Consider the following 17781-nt stretch of genomic DNA (forward strand, 5'->3'; position numbering starts at 1 on the left):
AATAGTGCCAGTAGTAACCAGGGCAAAGACAAAGGGAAGGGGAAGAGCGATGGGCATCATCTCGACCATAGAAGCCAGTTGTCGCGACTGTTACAAGTGCGTCCGCTCCTGTCCGGTGAAGGCGATCAAGATCACCGGAGGCCATGCGGAAGTGGTGGAAGCCCGGTGCATTGCCGACGGCCGCTGTGTCTTGGTCTGCCCGCAACAGGCAAAGAAAGTGGCCGACGGAAAAGGACTGGTCCGCAGCTTTTTCCTGGCAAAACAGAAACTGGCGGCGAGCCTGGCCCCTTCTTTTGTCGCCCTTGATGAGTTTTCGCGCCCCGGGCAGTTGGTGACCGCCCTCCGGAAGCTTGGCTTTACGTATGTGGCCGAGACGGCGGAAGCGGCGGAACTGGTTGCCCAGGACCATCTCCGGCTGGTCGAAGAGAAGACCGGGCCGGTCCTCACCAGTTGTTGTCCGGTCGTGGTCAACCTGATTGAACGCTACTATCCGGCGCTTATCAAATACTTGGCGCCGGTGGTTTCGCCGATGATCGCCCACGGCCGTCTGTTAAAGGCCAGATACGGCCCGGACCTGAAAGTGGTCTTTATCGGCCCCTGCATCAGTAAAAAGGATGAATATCGCCGGACCGAGCTCCAGGGCAGTATCGATGCGGTCCTGACTTTCCAGGAATTAAGGGAGATGTTGGCGGAGGAAGGGATCGCTTTGGAGGAGATGGCGGACGGGGCTTTCGACCGTAGCGGCGGCGCCGCCCGGGTTTTTCCCCACCCGGCGGGTCTGGCCAAGACGGTCCGGCTGAGTACGGATCTGCTGGCACAGGAGATAGTGGCGATCGATGGCTTGGACGCGGTGATTGACTTTCTCACCCGTTTTGAAGAGGTCAAAAACTCCTTGCGCCTGGTGGAGCTCTTGGCCTGTGCCGGTGGGTGTCTGATGGGGCCGGGGCTGGAGAGCAGTTTGAGTCTTTATGCCCGGCGGGAGCGGTTGCTGCGTTATGCCCAAAACGGTACGGACCAGCCGGCTACAACAACGGAAGACGATCCCAAAGTGCGCCTCGCCACGGTCTATACCAAACGGAAGCTGAACAGAATAACCCCCACCGAGGAGGCGATCCGGGCGGTGCTCAGCAAGACGGGGAAGCATAAACCCGCCGATGAGCTTAACTGCGGCGCCTGCGGTTATAATTCCTGCCGCGAAAAAGCCGTTGCCGTGCTGGAAGGTTTGGCAGAAATCGATATGTGTATACCCTATATGCGGACTAAAGCCGAATCACGGGCCAGTTTAATCTGTACGATGACGCCGAACGCCATTTTTGTGGTCGACCGCAACCTGCGGATCCTGGAAGTAAACCCGGCGGCGGAGAAAAAATTCCTCTGCCGGCAGGAACAGGTGGTCGGCAAGGAGCTGGAGATCCTGATCGACCCGGTGTACTTTAAAGAGGCGTTACGCACCAAAGAATTGGTTACCGGGGAGGTAGCTTACCCCGCTTATGGGATTGTGACCTGGCAAGCCATCTTCTATGTGGAAACGGAAGAAGTGCTCATCGGGATCTTTGTGGATATCACCAAGGAGCATAAACAGCGGGAACGGCTGGCTTTGGTGAAGGGTGAAACCTTGACGAAAGCACAGGAGGTTATCGACAAACAGATGCGCGTGGCGCAGGAGATCGCGGGTTTGCTTGGGGAGACAACGGCGGAGACCAAGGTTCTCCTGACCAAATTAATCAAGATGATTAAAAACGGGGACGGGAGCATCCAATGAGCATTTACATTGATACCCAATGGTCAAGTTTGGCCAAGCACGAGGAAGAGCTCAGCGGGGACCACGTGGAGGTGGTCCGGACCGACGATGCGGTGGTGGCGGTCCTGGCCGACGGCTTGGGCAGCGGCGTGAAAGCCAATATCCTCGCCACCTTAACCGCCAAGATCATCGCGACCATGATTAAAAACGGGGCGACCCTGGAGGAGACGATCGAAACCGTCTCCCATACCTTACCGGTCTGTCAGAAAAGGAACCTGGCCTACTCCACGTTTACCATCATCAAGATTACCCGGGAAGGCCAGGGTTACGTCGCCGAATTTGACAATCCGACCCTCTTTTTTGTGCGGGGCGGCAAACTCTTGGCTCTGGACTGGGAAGAACGGGCAATTGAAGGCCGGAAAATCCGGGAAAGCCGGTTTCAAGTCGAGCCGGGAGATATCCTGGTCACCGTTTCAGACGGGGTAATCCACGCCGGGATCGGCGGTGTTTTAAACCTGGGGTGGCAATGGGATGAAGTGGGCAAATACCTTGAAAAACTGGTCAATTTAAACCCCGATGCGGAGACGCTGAGCAAATGGTTGATTACGGCCTGTGCGCAGCTTTATACGGCGCAACCGGGGGATGATACCACCGCCCTGGTACTCAAGGTTAGAACGCCCCGTACTCTGACCGTGGCGGTTGGACCGCCCCAGAATAAAGAGGATGATGCGAAGATCGCCCAAATGATCCGGGATGAGCTGGGCAGCAAAGTAATTTGCGGCGGCACGACCAGTTCGATTATTGCCCGGGAGTGGGGGCGCGACATCGAAGTGGATCTAAAAAACCTTGATCCGGAAGTCCCTCCTTATGGCCGGTTACGGGGGGTGGATCTGGTGACCGAAGGAATCATCACGCTGAGTAAAACGTTGGAAGCGTTGAAGAAGGAAGAAGGGAAGACCAAGAGTCCGGAGCGGAAAAATGCCGTTACATTACTGTCCAAGTTGTTTTTGGAGAGTGACAGCATCAAGTTTCTGGTCGGGAAAGCAATCAATCCGGCGCACCAGAACCCGGATTTGCCCTTAAATTTAGCCCTGAAGATGCAGGTGGTCAAGGAGATCGCGGAAACGCTGAAGGAAAAAGGGAAAAAGGTTGAACTGCTTTATTTCTAAACGCAACGTAACTTTTGGTTGTTAGTCATTTAATTTGGGAAAGGAGACGGAAAGCAATGAAACAGGAAGAGATCATCGGGACCCGGCAGGGAGACGGCGGCACAACCTACCAACGGAAGTTCGAAAAGGTCAATGAGATTATTGCGCGGTTGGGACGGTCGCGTTCGGCTTTAATCCCCATCCTCCAGGAGGTACAGGAAGAGTACCGTTATTTGCCGGAGGAGATCCTGACCTATATCGCGACGGCGCTTGGTCTTTCGCCGGCCAGTGTCTATGGGGTGGCCACCTTTTACGCCCAGTTTTCGTTGGAGGCCAAGGGGAAATATGTGATCAAGGTCTGCGACGGGACGGCCTGCCATGTACGGGGGTCCAACCCGGTGCTGGAAGCGATTAAGAAACGGGTTAATCTGCAAGGGGATAAGGCGACCACCGGCGATCTCCGTTACACGGTGGAGACCGTTTCTTGCCTTGGTGCCTGTGGTTTAGCCCCGGTGATAATGATCAATGACAAAATTTACGGGCAGATGACGCCGGAGGCGATCAATATCATCATTGACCAGTTGGAAAAGGAGGATGCAACAGATGAATAAGCAAAGCCCAAACCAGTTGGCACAGTGGAAAGAAGAGTGGCGCCGGGGATTTCAGCGGGAGAAGGCCCGGATTTTAGTCTGTGCAGGGACCGGGTGTGTGGCCAACGGCTCTTTGGAAGTATACGAAGCGATCAAGCGGGAAGTGGAAGCGCGGGGGGCGTTTGTTACCATTGATGTATTACTGGAGAAAGAGGAGACCGGGGTGGCCGTCGTGAAAAGCGGTTGCCATGGTTTTTGTGAGATGGGGCCATTGGTCCGCCTGGAACCTTCGGGGATCCTTTATACCAAGGTCAAGGCGGAGGATGCGGCCGAGATTGTCGATGCTTTGTTACGTGATGAGAAACCGGTGGAACGCCTTTTGTACCGTCATCCGGTGACGGGCGAGGTTTATGCGGCCGAACACGAGATCCCCTTTTACCGTCATCAGCAGCGAACCACGTTGGCCCATTGCGGGCAGATTGATCCGGAAGACATCCGTGAATACATTGCCGACGGTGGTTATGAGGGCTTACTCAAGGTGATCACCACGATGACGCCGGAGCAGGTTTGCCAGGAGATTATCGCGTCGGGACTGCGGGGGCGCGGCGGCGGCGGTTTTCCGACCGGCCGGAAGTGGGAGCTGACTCGGATCGCCAAGGGCGACCAGAAGTATGTGGTTTGCAACGGTGATGAAGGGGATCCGGGTGCCTTTATGGACCGGAGTTTGCTGGAGGGGGATCCCCACCGGATCCTGGAAGGGATGGCCATTGCCGGTTACGCCGTCGGTGCCGATGAAGGCTATATCTATGTGCGCGCCGAGTACCCCTTGGCGGTGCGGCGGCTGAAGAAAGCGGTGGCGGACGCCGAAAAATATGGTCTCCTCGGGCGGAAAATCCTGGGGACGGACTTTAACTTTACCATTAAAATTAAAGAGGGCGCGGGGGCCTTTGTTTGCGGTGAAGAAACGGCCCTCCTGGCTTCGATCGAGGGAAAACGGGGCATGCCTTCGCCGAAACCGCCGTTCCCGGCCCAATCGGGTCTGTGGGGGAAACCGACCGTAATTAACAACGTGGAGACTTTTGCCAATGTCCCCCAGATCATCATGAATGGAGCGGCCTGGTTCAGTCAGATTGGGACAAAGAACAACGCCGGCACCAAAACCTTTGCTCTTACCGGCCAGGTGGCCAACACCGGCTTGATCGAAGTTCCGTTGGGTACCACCCTCCGTCAGGTGGTATTCGCAATTGGCGGCGGGATCCGGGGCGGCAAAAAGTTTAAAGCCGTCCAGATCGGCGGGCCGTCGGGCGGTTGTTTGACCGAGGAACATCTGGACCTGCCGTTGGATTTTGACTCATTGCAAGCGGCGGGGGCGATGATCGGCTCCGGGGGCATGGTGGTAATGGATGAAAGCACCTGCCTGGTGGAGGTGGCCCGCTTCTTTATGAACTTTACCCAGAACGAATCTTGCGGGAAATGCGTACCGTGCCGGGAAGGAACCAAACGGATGCTGGAGATCCTGCAGCGGGCGGTGGACGGCAAGGGTCAGCCCGAAGATGTGGATCTCCTCCAGGATCTGGCGGAAGCGGTCCGCGACGGTTCGCTCTGCGGTTTAGGAAAGACGGCCCCGAACCCGGTTTTAACCATGCTCAAATACTTTAAGGACGAATACATCGCCCACGTGGTGGATAAAAAGTGTCCCGCCGGGGTCTGTTCCGCTCTGAAAGGGTACTGGATCGATCCGGAGTTATGCAAGGGTTGCAGCAAATGTGCACGGCAGTGCCCGGTTAATGCAATCAGCGGCGAGATTAAAAAACCGTACACCATTGACGAGACAGTCTGTATCCGGTGTGGGGCCTGTATCAGCAGTTGTCCGTTTAAGGCGATAAAGGAGGGTTAAAGATGGAACAAAAAAACACGGTGCTCATCGACGGCCAAGTCGTGGAGATAAATGGCGAAAAAAATATTTTGGAACTGACCAGAAAGATTGGGATTGAAATTCCGACCTTCTGCTACCATTCCGAGTTGAGCCTGTACGGGGCGTGCCGGATGTGCGTGGTAGAAGTTGAAGGCCGGGGAATAATGGCTTCGTGTTCCACCCCGCCCACCCCGGGCATGAAGATCCTGACCAACAGCCCCCGGGTGCAGCGGGTCCGCCGGACGGTGCTCGAACTGTTACTGGCCAACCATGACCGGGAGTGTACCACCTGCGACCGGAACGGCAGTTGCAAACTGCAGGATCTCGCCAACCGGTTCGGGGTGAAAAAGATCCGCTTTGGAGAGCGGGATGTAAAACTGCCGCTCGACCGGTCCAGCCGTTCTTTGGTGCGCGACCCGAACAAATGCATCCTTTGCGGTGACTGTGTCCGGATGTGCGCGGAAGTGCAGGGGATTGGGGTGCTGGATTTTGTCGGCCGTGGGTCAAAAACGGTGGTGGCCCCCGCCTTCAAAAAGAACCTGGCCGAGGTGGAATGTGTCAATTGCGGACAGTGCGGTGCGGTCTGTCCGACCGGTGCGATTGTGGTCAAGGACGAGACCGACCGGGCCTGGGCGGCGATCAACGATCCCACGAAAACAGTGGTCGTGCAGGTGGCGCCGGCCGTCCGGGTTGCTTTGGGCGAAGAGTTTGGTTTGCCGCCCGGAGAGATTGTCACCGGCAAGATCGTTGCCGCGCTTAAACGGCTGGGCTTTGACAAGGTCTTTGATACGTCAATTGCGGCCGATTTAACGGTTATTGAGGAGACCAACGAGTTCATCAAGCGGCTGGGAAGCGGGGAAAGACTGCCCCAGTTTACTTCCTGTTGCCCGGGCTGGGTTAAATTTGCCGAGCACAACGGGGCCGACTTCTTGAAGAACCTTTCTTCCTGCCGTTCGCCCCAGCAAATGTTCGGTTCACTGGTGAAGAAGTACTGGGCAAAAGACTTGGGGAAAAAACCCGAGGAGATCTTTGTGGTTTCGATCATGCCCTGTACGGCGAAGAAGTACGAGGCGGCCTTACCCCACTTTACGACCGAGGGGGTCGCCGATGTGGATCTGGTGTTGACCACCCAGGAACTGGCCCGGATGATCCGCGAGGCGGGCCTGGTCTTTGACCGCCTGGACGTCGAGTCCTTTGATACCCCCTTTGGTTTCACGACGGGGGCCGGGGTCATCTTCGGGGCGACCGGCGGCGTGGCGGAGGCGGTGCTCCGGGCGGCCCACGAGTTTGTGACCGGCCAACCCATCGAGCAAATTAACTTTGAAGCGGTCCGTGGTTTTGCCGACCGGAAGGAAGCCACGGTTGAGCTTGACGGACAGGAGATCAAAGTGGCGGTGGTCCACGGGCTGGGGAACGCCAAAAAACTGCTGGCCGAGATCCGGGAAGGCAAAGCCGATTACCACCTGATTGAGGTCATGGCTTGTCCCGGCGGGTGTATCGGAGGTGCAGGGCAACCCATTGCGAGCGACCGGGAGACGAAAAGACAGCGGGCCAAAGGGATCTATAACGCCGACAAACTTTCCCAGATCCGGAAGGCCCAGGACAACCCGATGGTCGCCAAGTTCTATGAACGCTGGCTGAAGGAGCCCAACAGCTCGGCCGCCCATGAAGCGTTGCATACCACCTACACCAACCGGGGGCGGATTGCCGGGGAAGAGATCCAGTTGATCAACGGTGAACAGCCCAAAGTGGAGATCGCCGTCTGTGTTGGGACTTGTTGTTACCTGGACGGGGCCTATGATACTTTACAGAAAATGATGAAGCTGGCCGCCAGCGAACAAGTACAAGACCGGATTAACCTCCATGCCACTTTCTGTCTGGAACAATGCGAAAAAGGGCCGGTGGTAAAGATCGACGACGAGATCATCAACGCGGTCACCCCGGAGAAGGTGGAGACGCTCTTCAAGGAAAAGATCCTGAAGAAACTGGCCGCGGCCGGGGAATAGTGAAAAAGCCTCTTTCGTTGCGACGAAAGGGGCTTTTCCTTTTGGGGAAGGGCGAACCGGGAAAGGGATTAAACCGTGGACGGCGAATATTAACAGGGTTATTCGTTTATGAGAAACTGCGAGGAATCCGCCGTCTCATCGTGGGAAAACTTAAAGAACGGACGGGCAAGACGAGCAAATAGCGACGAGGAGTACGAAGGGATGCAGACAAGGACCGAAACGATCTTCCGTAATTATGTGCTGGATGATTTCCAAAAAGAGGCGATCGATTATTTAATGGACGGCCATTCCGTACTGGTCTCGGCTCCAACCGGGGTCGGGAAAACACTGATCGCCGATTACCTGATTGCCCGGGCGATCGCCGAAGGAAAACGGGTAATTTATACCGCACCGATCAAAGCCCTTTCCAACCAGAAATATAAAGAGTTTAAAGAATGGTACGGCGCGGAAAAAGTCGGGATTATCACCGGGGATGTTGTGATCAACTCCGAAGCCGATGTGACGATCATGACGACGGAAATCTTCCGGAACATGTTACAACAGGAGAAAGAGGAACTTTTTGGCCTTTCCCACGTTGTCTTTGATGAGATCCACTATCTCTCCGACGAAAGCCGGGGGACAGTTTGGGAAGAATCGATTATTTTCATGCCGCCGGAGATCCGGCTTTTGGGCCTTTCGGCCACGATCCCCAATGCCCACGAGTTGGCGGCCTGGATCAGTGAGATTAAAGGGCATGAAGTGAAAGTTGTGCAGAAAACCGACCGTATTGTTCCGCTGGAACACCGGGTTTTCCACCCGCTGACCGGCATTACGACCCTGAACAAGCTGTACAAGGTTTGGTCCCGCCAGCAAAAACAGAATAATGAAACCGAAACCCGGTCCCCGGCGGCGCGGCGGCAACAAGCCCTCTCCCATCTGGATTTGGTCCGGGCTGTCCAGGAGCGGGATGGGCTGCCTTGTCTCTATTTTGTCTTCAGCCGGATGCAGTGTGAATTGAAAGCAATGGAATTAAGCGAAAAGGCCAACTTTCTCAGTGTAAGCGAGCAAGAGCAGGTCGATGCGGTGGTGGCCCAGATCATCGAAAAATATGCCCTGGAAAACTGGCCGACAATCCACCGGCTGAAATACATATTCCGGCGGGGGATTGCCTTTCACCACGCCGGTCTCTTGCCCGCCCTCAAAGAGCTGGTGGAGATCCTGTTTGGCATGAACCTGGTGAAGGTGATGTACGCCACGGAAACTTTTGCCGTCGGGATCAACTACCCGGTGCGGAGTGTTTGCTTTGACGCGCCCACCAAATGGGACGGGGTCTCCTTCCGGCCCTTGACGACCCTGGAGTATTTCCAGATGGCCGGGCGGGCCGGCCGCCGGGGAATTGACGAGCGGGGTTATGTTTATATCCTGGCCGATCTGGACCGTTACCGGAGGGAAGAGTTCCCCAGTACCGATCCGCGGCAGATCGAGAAGTTAACCAGCCGGTTCAATCTCAGTTACAACTCGGTGCTGAATTTATTCAAGAACCACGAACGGTCGGAAATTTCCGTAATTTTAAACCAGAACTTCGCCACTTTCCAGGCCCGTAACGCCAAGATCCAGTTGGAAGAGCGACTTTTGCAGGTGCGTCTGGAGTCGGGTAAGCTCCGGGAAGAGCTCTGTGCCGATTGGGGTTCCCTCGTTTGTCCGCAGGCCCGGGCTTTGGCGAAGAAACGCCTCCGGAAGCAGGAGCGGAAGATTAAATACATCAAGGGCCGGGCCGGACGGGCTGCAGTTGCCCGGGAAATTGCCGATCTAAAGGCGGCTTTATCCAGCGTGGCGGCGCGGAACTGCTCGTTGGAACAACAAAAGCATTGCGTACAAAGGGTGGAGTTTTACGAAAACCTTTACCATGAACAACTGGGCCTTGAGGAACGGGCTTCTTCTTTAAGGGTGGCCGACCGGTTTGAGGAGGATCTGGTGGCCAAAGCCGGAATTTTAGCGGAGCTGAATTATCTGACGGAAGATGGGACTCTCTTGCCCCGCGGCGAGTTTGCCGCCCGGATCTACGCTCAGGAACTGCTTTTGACGGAGATGTATTTTGCCGGGTATTTTCACGAGTGGGATGAGGACCAGATCAATGCCGTCATGGTGGCCGTTGACTATGAGCCGCGGAAACTGGAGCGGTTGCCCCGGTCCAGCTCCTTACCGTTTGACCAGAAGCCCATTAAGAAAATTATCCGTGAGTTGGTTTACCGTTATGGCGTTGATGAACGGGAGATTAGGTTTTTCCCCAGCTTGTCGCCACTGGCTTACCGTTGGAGTCAGGGTTGTGACTTTTTTGAACTCCTCAATTATACGGAATTACAAGAAGGGGACATTGTCACCGCTTTCCGGCGGGCGATTGACCTGACCCGCCAGATCCGCACGGCCTGTCTGGAGGAAGATCCGATGCTTGCTTCTAAATTGAAGAACTGTATGAATAAGATGGACCGGGATCTGGTGGAGATTAATCTGTGATTTGAAGGGCCAAGAAATTCATGTCGGCAGAGATACATTCGGCCCGGCTGTGGTAAGGCGGGGAAAAACGATCACACCACACAGGACCACATGACGACGGGCAATGCGTGACGAGAAGTATTTGATAGGCGGGAAGGCATGATGAAGAAGAAAAAACTATTTCTGTTTGTTTTTGTTGGTCTCATTTTCGTCTTCTTTTGCGGAGGAGAACCGGTCGCCGCGGCGTGGCAGACGCTAACGGGGAGCGAGATCTTGATCCGGGAAGGGGAAGTGATTACCGGCGACTTATGGGTAATGGGCAATGGGGTCAAGATTGCCGGACAGGTCAAGGGCGACCTCCTCATCTTTGCCGATGACCTGGAAGTGAGCGGAAAGGTGGACGGTGATCTGCTGGGGGTGACCGGACGGACGGTGATCTCCGGGGTGGTGACCGGGGATGTGCGGGGTTTATCGGCGTTCATGCAGATAGACGGAGTGGTGGGAGGTAATCTCTCCGCCGCCGGTACGCAGTTGGTCGTTGGCCCCCAAAGTAAAGTCGGCTCGCTGTTAAGCTGGTATACGGCGACGCGCCTGTCCGGGGAGATTGCCGGGTCGGCTTTGGCCAAAGGGAATATCTTCAGCCTCGACGGGAAAGTCGGCGGGGACCTGGAGGTCGGGGCCAAGCAGATCGTGGCCGGGAAGAATGCGGTGGTCAACGGTGATTTTATCTACCCGGCCGGAGCGGAACCGGTCTTGATGCCCGGCGCGCACGTCGGTGGCCAGCGCCGGACGGCCGCCCAAATGGCGGGTTCCGCCATGACCGGGGTGAAGGGAATCTGGTTTTTGGGCAGCTTGCTGATGGGACTGCTTTGGCTGCTCTTTTTCCCGCGCCGCTGGAAAGAGATACTTAGCACGGGGTTTGTCTGGTCCCGGGTGATTGGTTTTGGCTTTGTGGGCTTCTTTTTCCTGCCGGTCATGGCCGTCTTGGCCATGTTGACGCTGGTTGGCTTGCCGCTCGGGATTGGCCTCTTTCTTCTCTTTTTGATCCTGATGTTCTTTGGGGAACTTCCGGTCTATCTCCTGGCGGGACGTTGGTTTTGCCGGCTTTTCCGCAAAACGAGCCGCCTCCATCCGGCCTTTCTTTTCCTGGTGGGCGGGTTTGTTTTTACTTTTCTCAAGCTGATTCCAGTGCTCGGCTTCTACCTTGCCCTTGGTGGGCGGATCCTGGGCAACGGTCTCCTCTTGACGTATCTCTTTTGGCGGGAAAAGCCGGGAAAAGTGCTACCGCTCCAGGTGTAAACGGGAGTTTCCGCGCCAGTGGATTCGCGATTTAGGCCGGCTGCGCATTTCATAAGCTTCCTTCCGTCCGTTAATACTATGGATATGTGTGATTGTGTTATTTCCGGATCGAAGAAGGAGGCAAAAGTTGGGCATGAAACTGTTGGCCGGAAAGACCTGGTGTTGGCTGCTGGTCTTGATTATACTGGGGCAAACAACAGTTCTTTACGGGGAGGCCCCGGAGAGTTGCGGTTGTGCCCCGGAAACCGTCATCAGCTTCGGTGCGGTCGGGGAGGATATTGCGGAACTGCAACGTTTTTTACAAGCGGAAAAGCTTTACCACCAAGAAATTTCGGGCGTCTTTGACGAGCACACAACCGAGGCGGTCAAGGCTTTCCAGCGCCGAAACGGGCTGGCGATCACCGGGATCCTTGATTTACCGACGTGGCAAGCCCTGGGGCAAACTGCCGCCACCACGGTGATGGCCAACCCGCCGCCGGGTGATTTGCGCATTATTGTGGATACCAGTTATTTCACCCTTTACGTCCTGGTCGACCACGAGATCTTTGCCAAATTTCCGGTGGCCATTGGGAAACGGGAGACGCCTACTCCGGTCGGCAACTGGAAGGTGGTCAACAAGGGGCACTGGAGTGGGGGATTCGGCACCCGGTGGATCGGGCTAAACATTCCTTTTGGGACTTACGGGATTCATGGCACCAATAAACCGTGGTCAATCGGGCGCATGGAAAGTAAAGGTTGTGTCCGGATGTACAACCGTGATGTGGAACAGCTGTACCGCTGGGTAAAGGTGGGAACACCCGTTCATATTATTGGCGATCCCTTTATGGGCCGTCGCCGGTTGGTCAAAGGCGAAAAGGGCGCCGATGTCATGTATTTGCAAAAACGCCTGCGGCAGTTGGGTATTTACGACCAGGGGATTGACGGCATTTTCGGCCCTGGTACGGAACAGGCGGTCAAAGCGTTTCAGAAGGAAAACCGGCTCCCGGTTACCGGACAGGTTGGTTGGCGGGAATATATCGCCATGGGGCTAATCAGTGAAGAATAGGTAAAACCTCCCATAACGGGAGGTTTTTTCATTGAAAAAAAAGGGTTCTCACGAATTTGACCGAATATAAAATTTAGTACTTTTTAGCAATCGGACTTAGGTACGGAGCGGATTTAATTGCCTAATTTATTGTGAATTAGGCAATTTCTCTAGCTGTATAAAGGGGGTCTATTGTTGAAAGCAGAATTTATCAATCCTTTTGTTGGTGCTGCCTACGACATTATTAAACGGGTCGCCGCAATTGAAGCAACCAAGGGTGAACTGGCGCTCGCCAATTCGCCGATCCGTGGTGACGAAGTGAACGTGGTGATCGGCGTTACCGGGGACCTGACCGGACAGATTATTTTTTGTCTTTCGGAAGCGACGGCTTTGGTGTTTGCTTCAAAGATGTTAATGAATTTAGTGACCGACTCCTTTAACGAATTGGCCAAAAGCGCCATCTGTGAGATGGGTAATATGATCCTTGGTCGTGCGGTGACTTCCCTTGGCGAACGTGGTTATTTTTGCAACTTAACTCCCCCGGCGCTCTTTATCGGGAAGAACGTGGTCGTTTCCACTCAAGCCTTGAAGTTCTTAGTGATCCCCCTCGAAACGAAGTACGGCCCAATTACCATTAATGCGGCATTACAAGAAAAACAGGCATAAGGAGTGATATTGGTGCAGACGATTCGGGTTGGGCAGTTGGTTCCCGGCATGATCCTGGCCCAAGATGTGTTAATTCCCCGGACGGGAGTCACGCTCCTGCCGATGAATACAGTCTTAACAATGGAGATGATTCGCCGGATCGCTTCTTTTAACATTGAGGAAGTTTATATCAAGGTGCCGGAGCGAAGCGACAAGGAGAAGAATGAAGAGATCCTGGCACCGGTGATGGCGGAGACCCATGAAAAATCGGTGGCGGCGGTCGAAAAAGTCATTACCAACTTCCGCAAGGACAGCTTTACCCAGGAAGCCATCGACGGGCTGGTCGGTGATCTTTTGGAACAGGTGGAGATGGATGCCGACCTGCTTCTTAACCTTACACATATGAAGAGTTACGATAACTATCTTTTCTCTCACTCGGTGAACGTCAGCATCATCAGTATTTTAATCGGCGAACAGTTGGGGTACGAAAAAGAGGAGTTGAACCAACTGGGGGTGGCGGCGCTCCTGCATGATATCGGGATGCTGAAGATCGCGGTGGAGACCTGGCGGAAGACGGGGACGTTGACCCCCACCGAATACCAGGAGGTCAGGAAGCACCCCGAGTACGGTGCAGAGCTCTTGGCCGGTATGTCCCCCGAGATCCAAGCGGTGGCCGCGCAGCATCATGAGCGGTTTGATGGTTCGGGTTATCCACGGGGATTAAAAGGAAGCCAGATCAACTATAAAGCCCGTATCGTGGCGCTGGCCGATGTTTACGAGGCTTGTATCTCGGATCGTCCTTACCGGGAAAGGCTTACGCCCCAGGAAGCAATCAAGTTAATCGTGGCCAACCAGGAGGGTTTTGACCCGCAAATCTTAAAAGTCTTCCTGTTAACAATGGCCATCTATCCCATCGGGACCTTTGTGCGCTTGAACACGGGGGAAATCGGCAAAGTGATCCGTGTTTCCAAAAACCAACCTTTCCGGCCGGTACTTTCGCTTTATTTTGACCGGCAGGGTGAACTCCTCGGCCAACCGATCCGTTTGGATCTGAGCCAAGATGTGAATCATTTGTTATACGTCGAGGATACCTTATCGGCTTCCGAGCATAAACGCCTCTCCGAAATTGTGGTCAAGGCTTTTCCCAACCGTCCCTGGGGATAAGACGGGAAAAACACCGTCTGCCAACACGAAGGCAGGCGGTTTTTTTTATTCCAAAATTTACAGTGATATTGTTGGTCACGATCCAAGACTTACCGGGGCTCTGCGGCTCGAAAGCAAACCGTTTCTGTGTTATAATTTTTTATGTCAATTAAGTTTTATCATGATTAAAATGACCGACCTAACACTATTTTAGGAAGGGGATTAGGATGTCCAGGAAAAACTGGAGCCTGCGGCAGATCTTTATTATTGCCTTGGTGGGTTTGCTCACTTCCGGGCTCCTGTTTGGGGGCGGATTTTTGTACGAAAAATTCTTTCAACGTAATCCGTTGCAAAAGTGGGTCAAAACCAATCCGGCGATCACCGGTTTTCAGTTACAGGAGCAGAAAGCGGGTTTATGCTTGGAATTAACGCTCGATCCGCAAAAGGTGGATAACCTGCAGGCCATCCTTGAGCCGTTTATCCGTGAGGTGGTCAGCAGAAAACAGCGGCCGGTGCATGAGGTGCGGATTGCCAATGAACCTTCTCCCGAGTTGGCGGAGGTCTATTATCAACTTAGTTTTGCCTTGGCGGAAGCGCAAGCGACCGGCGAATACAACACCCTATACGGTGTCCTCCAGTCTTTACAGGCGGCAGCAGGCGAGGCCGACTTCCGTGTTTATCTCGGAACCGATTATCTTTATGTGCAATTGAAGAAGGGCAACGAGAGCTATTTTTCGGTGGTGCCCCGTAATGATTACGCCAATCTGGTCCTGGCCATGGAGACGAAGGGAGGGAGAGGCTAATGTGGAAAGAAGTGCTGATCGGCATGGGGGCCGGGGTGTTGGTCTTTTTATATGCCCGCGGTTTTGACCCAATGCCTTTCCTGCTTTTGGGCGGCTTCTTCTTTATCCTCCGTTTTTACCTGCAAGGCCGGGGTTTGGAGAAGAATTATGAAACCATCGATGCGGCCGGCGACAAGGCGGTGATCCCCACGGTGACCTTTGCCGACATTGGCGGTCAGGAAATCGCCAAACGTGAGCTGATGGAAGCCTTGGATTTTTTGAAGGATGAAGAAAAGGTGAAAGATCTGGGGATCCGGCCCCTGAAAGGGATTCTTTTGAGCGGACCGCCGGGTACCGGGAAAACCTTGATGGCGAAGGCGGCTGCTTCCTACACGGATTCGGTCTTTTTGGCAGCCTCCGGATCGGAGTTTATCCAGATGTACGCCGGGGTTGGGGCGCAAAGGGTGCGACAGCTTTTCGCCCGGGCCCGGAGGCTGGCGCAAAAAACCGGGAAACAAAAGGCCATTATCTTCCTGGATGAGTTGGATGTTTTGGGCGGAAAAAGAGGAAAACACACTTCCCATCTGGAATATGATCAGACTCTGAACCAATTGTTGGTCGAGATGGACGGGATCAAAGCGACCGACGGCACCAAAGTGCTGGTGATTGGGGCGACCAACCGGGTTGACCTGCTGGACGACGCGTTACTCCGTCCGGGGCGGTTTGACCGCCGGGTTCAGGTAGATCTGCCCGAGAAGGACGGGCGCCTTAAGATCCTCCAGATTCACACGAGAAACAAACCGCTGGCGGCGACGGTTAATTTGGAGACCATCGCCGAAGAGACTTTTGGCTTCTCCGGGGCCCATCTCGAATCTTTGGTGAACGAAGCGGCCATTTTGGCGTTTCGGCAGGGCAAGAAGGAGATCGGTAACGCCGAGTTACAAGAGGCTATCGATAAAGTGATCCTTGGGGAGAAGCTGGAACGCAAGCCACGCCGGGAGGAATTGCACCGGGTCGCCATCCACGAGACCGGTCATGCCTTAGTCAGTGAAACGGTCCGTCCACACTCCGTCGGGACGGTCACGGTGGTTCCGCGCGGGAAGGCCTTGGGTTTTATGCGGCCGAATGGGAAAGATGAACAGTTCCTTTACACCAAAGCCGATCTGGAGGACCGGATCGCCGTCTTGCTCGGCGGGGCCGTTGCGGAAGAATTGATCTACGGGACGCGGAGTACCGGGGCCGGCAACGACTTGGAACAAGCGGTGCAGCTGGCGAAGGAGATTATCAAAAACGGCCTTTCTCCGCTGGGGATTGTTGATCAGGAGTACACGCCCAAAGAGCGGATTAATGCGACTTTTACGGAGATCATTACGGCGCAGGAGGAACGGGTCAGGGGGATCCTGACGGCGAACCTTCCCCTCCTCAAAGAAGTGGCCGAACGGCTTCTGGTGGCGGAGAAACTCTCCGGGGCCGAGTTCCGGTCTTTGCTGAAGGAGACGGCATAAACGGTTTTTGCTGAAGGAGCGGCAGGAACAGCAGGACCAGATAGAAAGTTGGGGCAATTCGATGCAGAAGTTGAAGCGGATCAAACTGGGGCCAAAGGGAAAGCAAATCGCCCTCTTGCTGCTGGTGATGGTTACCGTTGGGATTGGCCTGACCGCCTTCGGCGGGATGAAGGCGGAGTTTGGTCCCTTTGCGGTTAGGCTCGCCTTTGCTTGGGGCTGGCCGGGCGAAAGCCGCCTGGTGATCCCGCCCCTCGGTGAGATTACCGCCTATACCCACCGGTGGCCGGTTGTCCTCTCCGCCACCCTGGAGCGGATTGATTTGCCCCTGCTCCAGCACGAGCTCCTCGGGGTCAGTGCTTCCCGGGATTACCTTGCAGGTCTTTTGCTGGAATTGCGGGGCCACCTTTACCGGTTTCTTGTCCGCTTATGCCTGGTGGGCGGGGGGGCCGGTTTGTTGGCCGGCCTTCTGTTTGGCGAGCGCCGCTTCGCAGCCTGGTGGCGGACGGCCGGCGTAGGGGCCCTCCTGGTTCTGTTCATTATGGGCGGGGTTTTGGCCGGTTTCGACCAGGAAGCGTTCAAAAACCCCCGTTACGAAGGGGCTTTGGAGGTAGCGCCCTGGGCGCTGAGTTTGATTGAAGAAGGGTTGAACCGTCTCCCCGAGTTCAGCCTACGACTGGCGGAAGTGGCCGGCAAGATGGATACGGTTTTCGCCGGGGTCAATACCCTTTCGCCGTTGGCCAACGTTGAAGGGGAGCTTAAAGTGCTTCATGTCTCCGACATTCATAACAATCCGGCAGCGGTGGAATTTATCGAAAAAGTCATTGCCGGGTTTGGCGTGGATCTGGTGATTGACACCGGTGATTTGACCGATTACGGGACCGCTTTGGAAACGGAGTTGAACCGGAGGATTAACAATTTAGGGGTGAAATACCTGTTTGTTCCGGGGAACCATGATTCAGCCGCCGTGGTTGCGCACTTGCGCAAGTATAAGAATGTGATTGTGATGAGTAAACGGATCTACGAAACACACGGGCTGACGATTATGGGATGGCCGGATCCGGCCAGTACCGGGACGGAACGCCTGTTACCGGGGGATGACGAATTGAAGGCGGAAGCGGAGAACCTCCGGGCCTATCTGGAGGCGGCCGACCGGGAGATCGATCTCTTGGCGGTCCACAACCGGAAACTGGTCACTCCGCTTCCGGCGGGGGTTCCGGTGGTGTTGTACGGGCATGACCACAAGATGGCCATTGGCGAAGTGGACGGAACGGTGCTTGTCAACGCCGGAACGACCGGAGCGGCCGGTCTCCGTGGCCTTGGCAACGAAAAAATCCCCTATAGCGTGGCCCTACTCCGGTTCAACCGGAAGGACGGGCGGTACCGCTTGGTTGCCGTTGATTCGATCCAGGTTTTCAGCTTACATGGAAAGTTTATCCTGGAACGGACGGTGGTGAACACGTCCGGTGCAGCCGGGGAAGAAACAGGAGACAGGTAAGTAGATAGTGGAAGAA

13 protein-coding genes are annotated in these 17781 nt (G+C 55.0%); all 13 read left to right on the forward strand.

What is annotated here, in order from left to right; translation table 11 throughout:
- The first annotated feature begins 49 nt into the window (after positions 1-49).
- Positions 50-1762 (forward strand): [Fe-Fe] hydrogenase large subunit C-terminal domain-containing protein, encoded by a 1713-nt coding sequence (locus tag G5B42_RS00620; protein WP_181338497.1) that lies wholly within the window; start codon positions 50-52, stop codon positions 1760-1762.
- Complete coding sequence (locus G5B42_RS00625) at positions 1759-2910, forward strand: SpoIIE family protein phosphatase (RefSeq protein ID WP_181338498.1); 1152 nt, start codon at positions 1759-1761, stop codon at positions 2908-2910. Before G5B42_RS00620 ends, G5B42_RS00625 begins: the two co-directional genes overlap by 4 nt.
- 56 nt (positions 2911-2966) lie before the next feature.
- A complete protein-coding gene (gene nuoE, locus G5B42_RS00630) occupies positions 2967-3500 on the forward strand; it encodes an NADH-quinone oxidoreductase subunit NuoE (protein ID WP_181338499.1) in 534 nt (177 codons plus the stop codon).
- Positions 3493-5376: an NADH-quinone oxidoreductase subunit NuoF gene (nuoF, locus tag G5B42_RS00635; RefSeq protein ID WP_181338500.1), complete on the forward strand. Its 1884-nt coding sequence runs from the start codon at positions 3493-3495 to the stop codon at positions 5374-5376. The genes nuoE and nuoF overlap by 8 nt, the downstream gene beginning before the upstream one ends.
- Before the next feature lie 2 nt (positions 5377-5378).
- Positions 5379-7400 (forward strand): NADH-dependent [FeFe] hydrogenase, group A6, encoded by a 2022-nt coding sequence (locus tag G5B42_RS00640; protein ID WP_181338501.1) that lies wholly within the window; start codon positions 5379-5381, stop codon positions 7398-7400.
- A 201-nt stretch (positions 7401-7601) separates the two neighbouring features.
- A complete protein-coding gene (locus G5B42_RS00645) occupies positions 7602-9893 on the forward strand; it encodes a DEAD/DEAH box helicase (protein WP_181338502.1) in 2292 nt (763 codons plus the stop codon).
- Between the two features lie 141 nt (positions 9894-10034).
- Positions 10035-11171 (forward strand): bactofilin family protein, encoded by a 1137-nt coding sequence (locus G5B42_RS00650; RefSeq protein WP_181338503.1) that lies wholly within the window; start codon positions 10035-10037, stop codon positions 11169-11171.
- Positions 11172-11304: 133 nt separating this feature from the next.
- Positions 11305-12216 carry a L,D-transpeptidase family protein gene (locus G5B42_RS00655; protein WP_231133107.1) on the forward strand — a complete coding sequence of 304 codons (912 nt, stop codon included), beginning with the start codon at positions 11305-11307 and terminating at the stop codon, positions 12214-12216.
- A gap of 174 nt (positions 12217-12390) precedes the next feature.
- Positions 12391-12861 (forward strand): chemotaxis protein CheX, encoded by a 471-nt coding sequence (locus G5B42_RS00660; RefSeq protein ID WP_181338505.1) that lies wholly within the window; start codon positions 12391-12393, stop codon positions 12859-12861.
- Positions 12862-12873: 12 nt separating this feature from the next.
- Positions 12874-14004, forward strand: a complete 1131-nt coding sequence (locus tag G5B42_RS00665; RefSeq protein ID WP_181338506.1) for an HD-GYP domain-containing protein — start codon at positions 12874-12876, stop codon at positions 14002-14004.
- A 206-nt stretch (positions 14005-14210) separates the two neighbouring features.
- Positions 14211-14786, forward strand: coding sequence for a hypothetical protein (locus G5B42_RS00670; RefSeq protein ID WP_181338507.1), 576 nt, complete (start codon positions 14211-14213; stop codon positions 14784-14786).
- A complete protein-coding gene (locus tag G5B42_RS00675) occupies positions 14786-16270 on the forward strand; it encodes an AAA family ATPase (protein ID WP_181338508.1) in 1485 nt (494 codons plus the stop codon). The genes G5B42_RS00670 and G5B42_RS00675 overlap by 1 nt, the downstream gene beginning before the upstream one ends.
- 61 nt (positions 16271-16331) lie before the next feature.
- Positions 16332-17765: a metallophosphoesterase family protein gene (locus G5B42_RS00680; RefSeq protein ID WP_181338509.1), complete on the forward strand. Its 1434-nt coding sequence runs from the start codon at positions 16332-16334 to the stop codon at positions 17763-17765.
- Positions 17766-17781: the final 16 nt, after the last annotated feature.

Origin of the sequence: Capillibacterium thermochitinicola, assembly GCF_013664685.1 — a bacterium.
Lineage (GTDB): Bacteria > Bacillota > UBA4882 > UBA10575 > UBA10575 > Capillibacterium > Capillibacterium thermochitinicola.